Origin of the sequence: Micromonospora sp. NPDC051296, from assembly GCF_040682255.1 — a bacterium.
Lineage (GTDB): Bacteria > Actinomycetota > Actinomycetes > Mycobacteriales > Micromonosporaceae > Micromonospora > Micromonospora craterilacus.
On record NZ_JBFBAO010000450.1, the window covers coordinates 1 to 4,971 of the forward strand.

The window sequence follows — 4,971 nt, forward strand, 5'->3', positions numbered from 1 at the left end:
CGCTTCGTGACCATGGTGCGGGAGCTGGTCCAGGAGCGGATCGACCCGGCCGGGGCGAGCCTGCGCCGCCGGCTCGGCGAGCTGCCGATGTGGGACACCTGCCCCACGGTCTGCTGCGTCCCGCCCCGCCGTCCGTCCTGACCGCCCCGCCGTCCGTCCTGACCGCCCCGCCGTCCGTACTGACTGTGCTGGCGATCCCCGACACCCCAGGGAATGACGATCATGCATGACCGCAAGCCCGTCGAAAGCTGGCTGACCGACATGGACGGCGTGCTGGTGCACGAGGGCCAGCCCGTCCCGGGCGCACCGGAGTTCGTCAACCGGCTGCGCACCTCCGGCAAACCGTTCCTGGTGCTGACCAACAACTCGATCTACACGCCGCGCGACCTACAGGCCCGGCTCGCCCGGATGGGCCTGGACGTGCCGGAGCAGGCGATCTGGTCGTCCGCCCTGGCCACTGCCCAGTTCCTGGCCGACCAGCGGCCGGGCGGCACGGCGTACGTGATCGGGGAGGCCGGGCTGACCACGGCCCTGCACGCGGTGGGCTACGTGCTGAGCGACTTCGCGCCCGACTACGTGGTGCTGGGGGAGACCCGCACCTACAGCTTCGAGGCGATCACCAAGGCGATCCGGCTGATCAACGACGGGGCCCGGTTCATCTGCACCAACCCCGACGCCACCGGCCCGTCCGTGGAGGGCGCGCTGCCGGCCGCCGGCTCGGTCGCCGCGATGATCTCGAAGGCGACCGGGGTGGAGCCGTACTTCGTCGGCAAGCCCAACCCGATGATGATGCGCTCGGCGCTGAACACGATCGACGCGCACTCGGAGAGCACCGCGATGATCGGCGACCGGATGGACACCGACATCCTCTGCGGCCTGGAGGCCGGGCTGGAGACCATCCTGGTGCTGACCGGGATCAGCACCCGCACGGAGGCGGAACGCTACCCGTACCGCCCGTCGCGCATCGTCAACTCGGTGGCAGACCTGATCGACGAGGTCTGAACCCCGGCGGCCGGCACCCCCGTGGCCGGCCACCGGGGCCGTTCCCCGGACCGCCGCCGGGTCGGCTCCGGGCGCCCGCCCGGTCAGCCCGCCCGGTCGCGGCGCAGGAACTCGGCGAGCACCGGGGCGAGGGTCGCCGCCGGTACGCCGTGCCACTCGCCGGCCAGGCTGCGGTGTTCGGCGACGGGCAGCCGCGCCGCCGTGGCGGCGGCCATCCCGGTCAGGTCACCGGTGCTGCCGGCGCTGTCCAGGATCAGCGTCGGGGTGGTCACCCGGGCGAGCAGTTCCGCCCCGGTGGCCTCGCCGAGCCGGCTGTCGTACACCAGGGTGTGGGCGACCGAGACCATGGCGTCCCAGTGCGGCGTGCCGCGCATGCCGGCCAGCATCTCCTCGGGTACGCCGATGCCGGTCAGGAAGAACGTCACCGCGTCGGCCCCGGTCAGCCGGCTCAGTTCGGCCGTGAAGGCCTGCTGCTCGGCGGGGTCGCCGTCGGTGTCCGTCGGTGGCTCCAGCAGTGCCAGCCGGTGCACGTCCAGCCCGTCGGCCGCCGCGTGCAGCGCCACGAAGCAGCCGGAGGAGTAGCCGTACAGCGAGGTGGTCGCACCGGCCTCGGCGATCAGCGCGGCGATGTCCTCGACCTCACGTTCCGGCGTGTACGGCGGGGTGTCGGTGCTGTCGCCACGGCCACGGCGGTCGTACCGGTAGACGGTGAAGTCGGCGGCAAGCAGGTCGGCGAGCTCGCCCAGGGAGCTGTTGGCGCGGAAGTGCAGGGCGGCGTCGATGAGGATCAGCGGCGGCCCGGAGCCGTCGCGCTGGTAGGCGATGCGGGTGCCGTCCCGTGAGGTCACCGTTCCCATGAACTGAACGGTACAGTACAGTTTGGCTATGCGGAAGGACGTCACCCGGCGCGCGATTCTCGACGCCGCCCTGGCCGAGTTCCTGGAACACGGCTACGTCGCGGCCGGGATGGATCGGATCGCGGCCCGCGCCGGGGTTTCCAAGGTGACGGTGTACGCGCACTTCGCCGACAAGCGCACCCTCTTCGAGGCGGTCTTCACCGGCGCCATCGCCGCCGCCGAACACGCCGGCTCGGCGTTCGTCGAGGCGCTCGCCGAGTCCGACGACCTCCCCCGCGACCTGCGCACCTTCGCCCGCGAGCACGTCGCCACGGTCACCGCGCCGCACCTCGTCCAACTGCGTCGCATGCTGATCGGTGAGGCGGGGCGCTTCCCCGAGCTGGCCCGGGCCTGGCACCGGGCCGCACCGGAGCGCGGCCACGCCAGGCTGGCCGCGGCCATCACCCGGCTCACCGAGCGGGGGCTGCTGCGCGCGTCGGACCCGCTGCTCGCGGCGCAACACCTGAACTACCTGATCCTGTCGATCCCGCTCAACGAGGCGATGTTCGCCGTCCGCGAGTCACACCCCGAGGCCGACCTGCACCGCTGGGCCGACGAAGCCGCCCGCGTCTTCCTCGCCGCCTACGGGAGGTAGCCCGTCAGGGGCGTAGCGGAGCGTTGCAGGCGGCGACGAGGGCCTGCCGGCAGGCCGCGGTCAGCGGGCGCAGGGCGGCGTCGCGTTGCTGGGCCTCGTAGTTGTTGACCGCGCCGCCGGGTGCCGCGTGCCCGGCCAGGGCGAGCACCCGGTCCAGTACGGCGGCGCGGGCGAACAGTCGGCGGGCCCGCGGGTCGAATCCGGGCGGCAGGTCGGTGGTGCCGTCGGGCCGGCGCAGTGCCTCCAGCGCGCCGGCCAGCTCCGGGCGCCACTGGGCCACGTCGAGCCGGGTGAGCGCGGCGGTGGTGTCGGCCAGCGCGGCGGCCAGTTCCGCCTCCGCCTCGGCGGCCCCGGGCAGGGTGAGCGACGCGGCCGGGGCGTCCGCCGGCAGCGGGTAGACCCGCCAGAGCACCGTCTCGAAGGTGTCCCCGGAGCCGGAGGTGTGCACCCGTACCTCGGGGATCAGGCCCAGCCCACCGGCGATCACCGCCTCACCGGCGAGCAGCGCGGCACCGGCGAAGTCACCCGGGCCGGGCAGGCCGCGCGGGTCGCCCGGCGCCGGGAGCACCAGGCGGATCTCGTCCGGCGAGAGCTTGGCCAGGGTGGGCAGTGCCTCCCGCAGCGGCACGTCCGTCCAGGCGCCGGGTGCGTCGGCGACCAGGTGTTCCTCGTCGCCGGCGACCGCGTCTGAGACCTCGTCGAAGGGCACCAGCCCGGCGCGCCAAGCGCGCACCCAGGCAACGAACCGGCTCGACCGGCGCGGCGCGAGGATGGCCGCACCCGCAGCGGGGGTGGACATGCGGAAAGAGTACGTGCTGACGCCCGCCCCTGTCTCGACTGCCACGCCCCCACCTCCCCGCCTCGCCGATCATGCAGTTGTGGTGGGCGGTTCGTCGATATTCGCGGCTTTTGCGGGGCACCACAACTGCATGATCGCCGCTCTGGGCGCACCCGGCGGGGCGGGGGGGTCTGGGGTGGGGGTGGGGCTAGCGTGGCGGGATGGGGCGGTATGGAGATGACGTGTTGGCGGGGGACTGGCGGCGGCGGAAGGTGATCCCGGAGGTCGACGCCGAGCCGGACCTGGTGGTCGAGGACGCCGACTCTGGTTTCTGCGGGGCGGTGGTGGGCTTCGAATCCGGCGCGGTGGTGCTGGCGGACCGGCACGGGCGGCGGCGTAATTTTCCGCTGCTGCCGGCGGCGTTCCTGCTCGACGGGCATCCGGTCACGCTGCGCCGACCGCCGCGGGCACCGGTGCCGGCCGCCCGCCGCCGCACCGCCTCGGGCTCGATCGCGGTGGACGGGGTAACCGCCCGGGTCGCCCGGGCCGGTCGGATCTGGGTGGAAGGCGTGCACGACGCCGCCCTGGTCGAACGGATCTGGGGCGACGACCTGCGGATCGAGGGCGTGGTGGTGGAACCCCTCGAAGGCATCGACGGCCTCGGCGCCCAGGTGCGGGAGTTCGATCCCGGTCCCGGCCGGCGGCTCGGCGTACTGGTCGACCATCTGGTGCCCGGCTCCAAGGAGAGCCGGATCGTGGCCCGGGTGACCTCTCCGTACGTGCTCGTGACCGGGCACCCGTACGTCGACGTGTGGCAGGCGGTGAAGCCGGCGGCGCTGGGCATCGCGGCGTGGCCGGTGGTGCCGCCGGGACGGCCGTGGAAGGAGGGCGTCTGCGCGGCGCTCGGCGTCGCCGAGCCGACCGACCTCTGGCGGCGCATCCTGTCCCGGGTGAACACCTTCGCCGACGTGGAGACGCCGCTGATCAACGCGATGGAGCGGTTGATCGACTTTGTCACCGAGCCGGGGTGATCCGCGGGTCCCGTCCATCAGGGACGGGCCGCTACCGTTGGGCGGGCCGATCCCTACCACCCAGGGGGTGAGCTTGAGCCGGTCCCAGCAACTGCGACAGCGGCTGCGTCAGGCATACGAGGCGGGACGCGAGTCGGTGCGCGCGGCCCGTGAGCGAGAGCGTGCGCGGCGGGCTGACCCGCCGGAGGAACCTGACCGGCTGTTGCCCGTACGAGAGCCCGAGCCCGCCGGGCCGCCGGGCGAGGGTCGGCCGTCGACGACGAGCCGCGACGACGCCGATGTGCCGAGAGCATTGCGGATCGCCGCCGCCTGGTCGTGGCGGCTCCTCGTCATCGGGCTCATCGGGTGGGCGTTGCTGCGCCTCCTGGGCGCTGTCCGCATCGTCGTCGTCCCGTTGCTGGTGGCGCTGCTGCTCGCCGCGTTGCTGGCGCCGGCCGTCGGCTGGCTGTTGCGCGCCCGATTCCCCCGTACGCTGGCCACCGCCGTGGTGCTGATCGGCGGACTCGCTGCCGTGGTCGGCACGCTGACGCTGGTGGTCAACGAGTTCATCGCCGGTCTGCCGGACCTCAGCGTCAAGGCGGCGGACGGCATCGGGCAGATCCAGAACTGGCTGCGGGACGGGCCGCTCAACCTCTCCGACCGGACGCTCGACCACTACATCCAGGCCGG

Annotated in this window: 6 protein-coding genes and 1 pseudogene; 5 read left to right on the forward strand and 2 right to left on the reverse strand. The window is 73.4% G+C overall.

Features of this window, described 5'->3' with window-relative positions; translation table 11 throughout:
• Both AB0M52_RS30515 and AB0M52_RS30520 read left to right on the forward strand, forming a co-directional pair.
• Positions 1 to 141 (forward strand): annotated as a pseudogene (locus AB0M52_RS30515) (ferrochelatase); the annotation flags it as partial.
• An 81-nt stretch (positions 142 to 222) separates the two neighbouring features.
• Complete coding sequence (locus AB0M52_RS30520; protein WP_111217631.1) at positions 223 to 1,002, forward strand: HAD-IIA family hydrolase; 780 nt, start codon at positions 223 to 225, stop codon at positions 1,000 to 1,002.
• An 83-nt stretch (positions 1,003 to 1,085) separates the two neighbouring features.
• On the opposite strand, the gene AB0M52_RS30525 is transcribed toward AB0M52_RS30520, so the two are convergent.
• Positions 1,086 to 1,859: an alpha/beta hydrolase gene (locus tag AB0M52_RS30525; protein ID WP_363960892.1), complete on the reverse strand. Its 774-nt coding sequence runs from the start codon at positions 1,857 to 1,859 to the stop codon at positions 1,086 to 1,088.
• Between the two features lie 28 nt (positions 1,860 to 1,887).
• Here AB0M52_RS30525 and AB0M52_RS30530 point away from each other — a divergent pair, with 28 nt between their 5' ends.
• Positions 1,888 to 2,493: a TetR/AcrR family transcriptional regulator gene (locus AB0M52_RS30530; protein ID WP_363960894.1), complete on the forward strand. Its 606-nt coding sequence runs from the start codon at positions 1,888 to 1,890 to the stop codon at positions 2,491 to 2,493.
• 4 nt (positions 2,494 to 2,497) lie between these two features.
• Here the strand turns inward: AB0M52_RS30530 and AB0M52_RS30535 are convergent, their stop codons facing one another.
• Complete coding sequence (locus AB0M52_RS30535) at positions 2,498 to 3,292, reverse strand: hypothetical protein (RefSeq protein WP_111220263.1); 795 nt, start codon at positions 3,290 to 3,292, stop codon at positions 2,498 to 2,500.
• 200 nt (positions 3,293 to 3,492) lie between these two features.
• Here AB0M52_RS30535 and AB0M52_RS30540 point away from each other — a divergent pair, with 200 nt between their 5' ends.
• A complete protein-coding gene (locus tag AB0M52_RS30540) occupies positions 3,493 to 4,302 on the forward strand; it encodes a DUF3097 domain-containing protein (protein ID WP_363960896.1) in 810 nt (269 codons plus the stop codon).
• Positions 4,303 to 4,375: 73 nt separating this feature from the next.
• Positions 4,376 to 4,971 (forward strand): AI-2E family transporter (locus AB0M52_RS30545; RefSeq protein WP_363960898.1); only part of this gene is annotated, 596 nt, incomplete at its 3' end.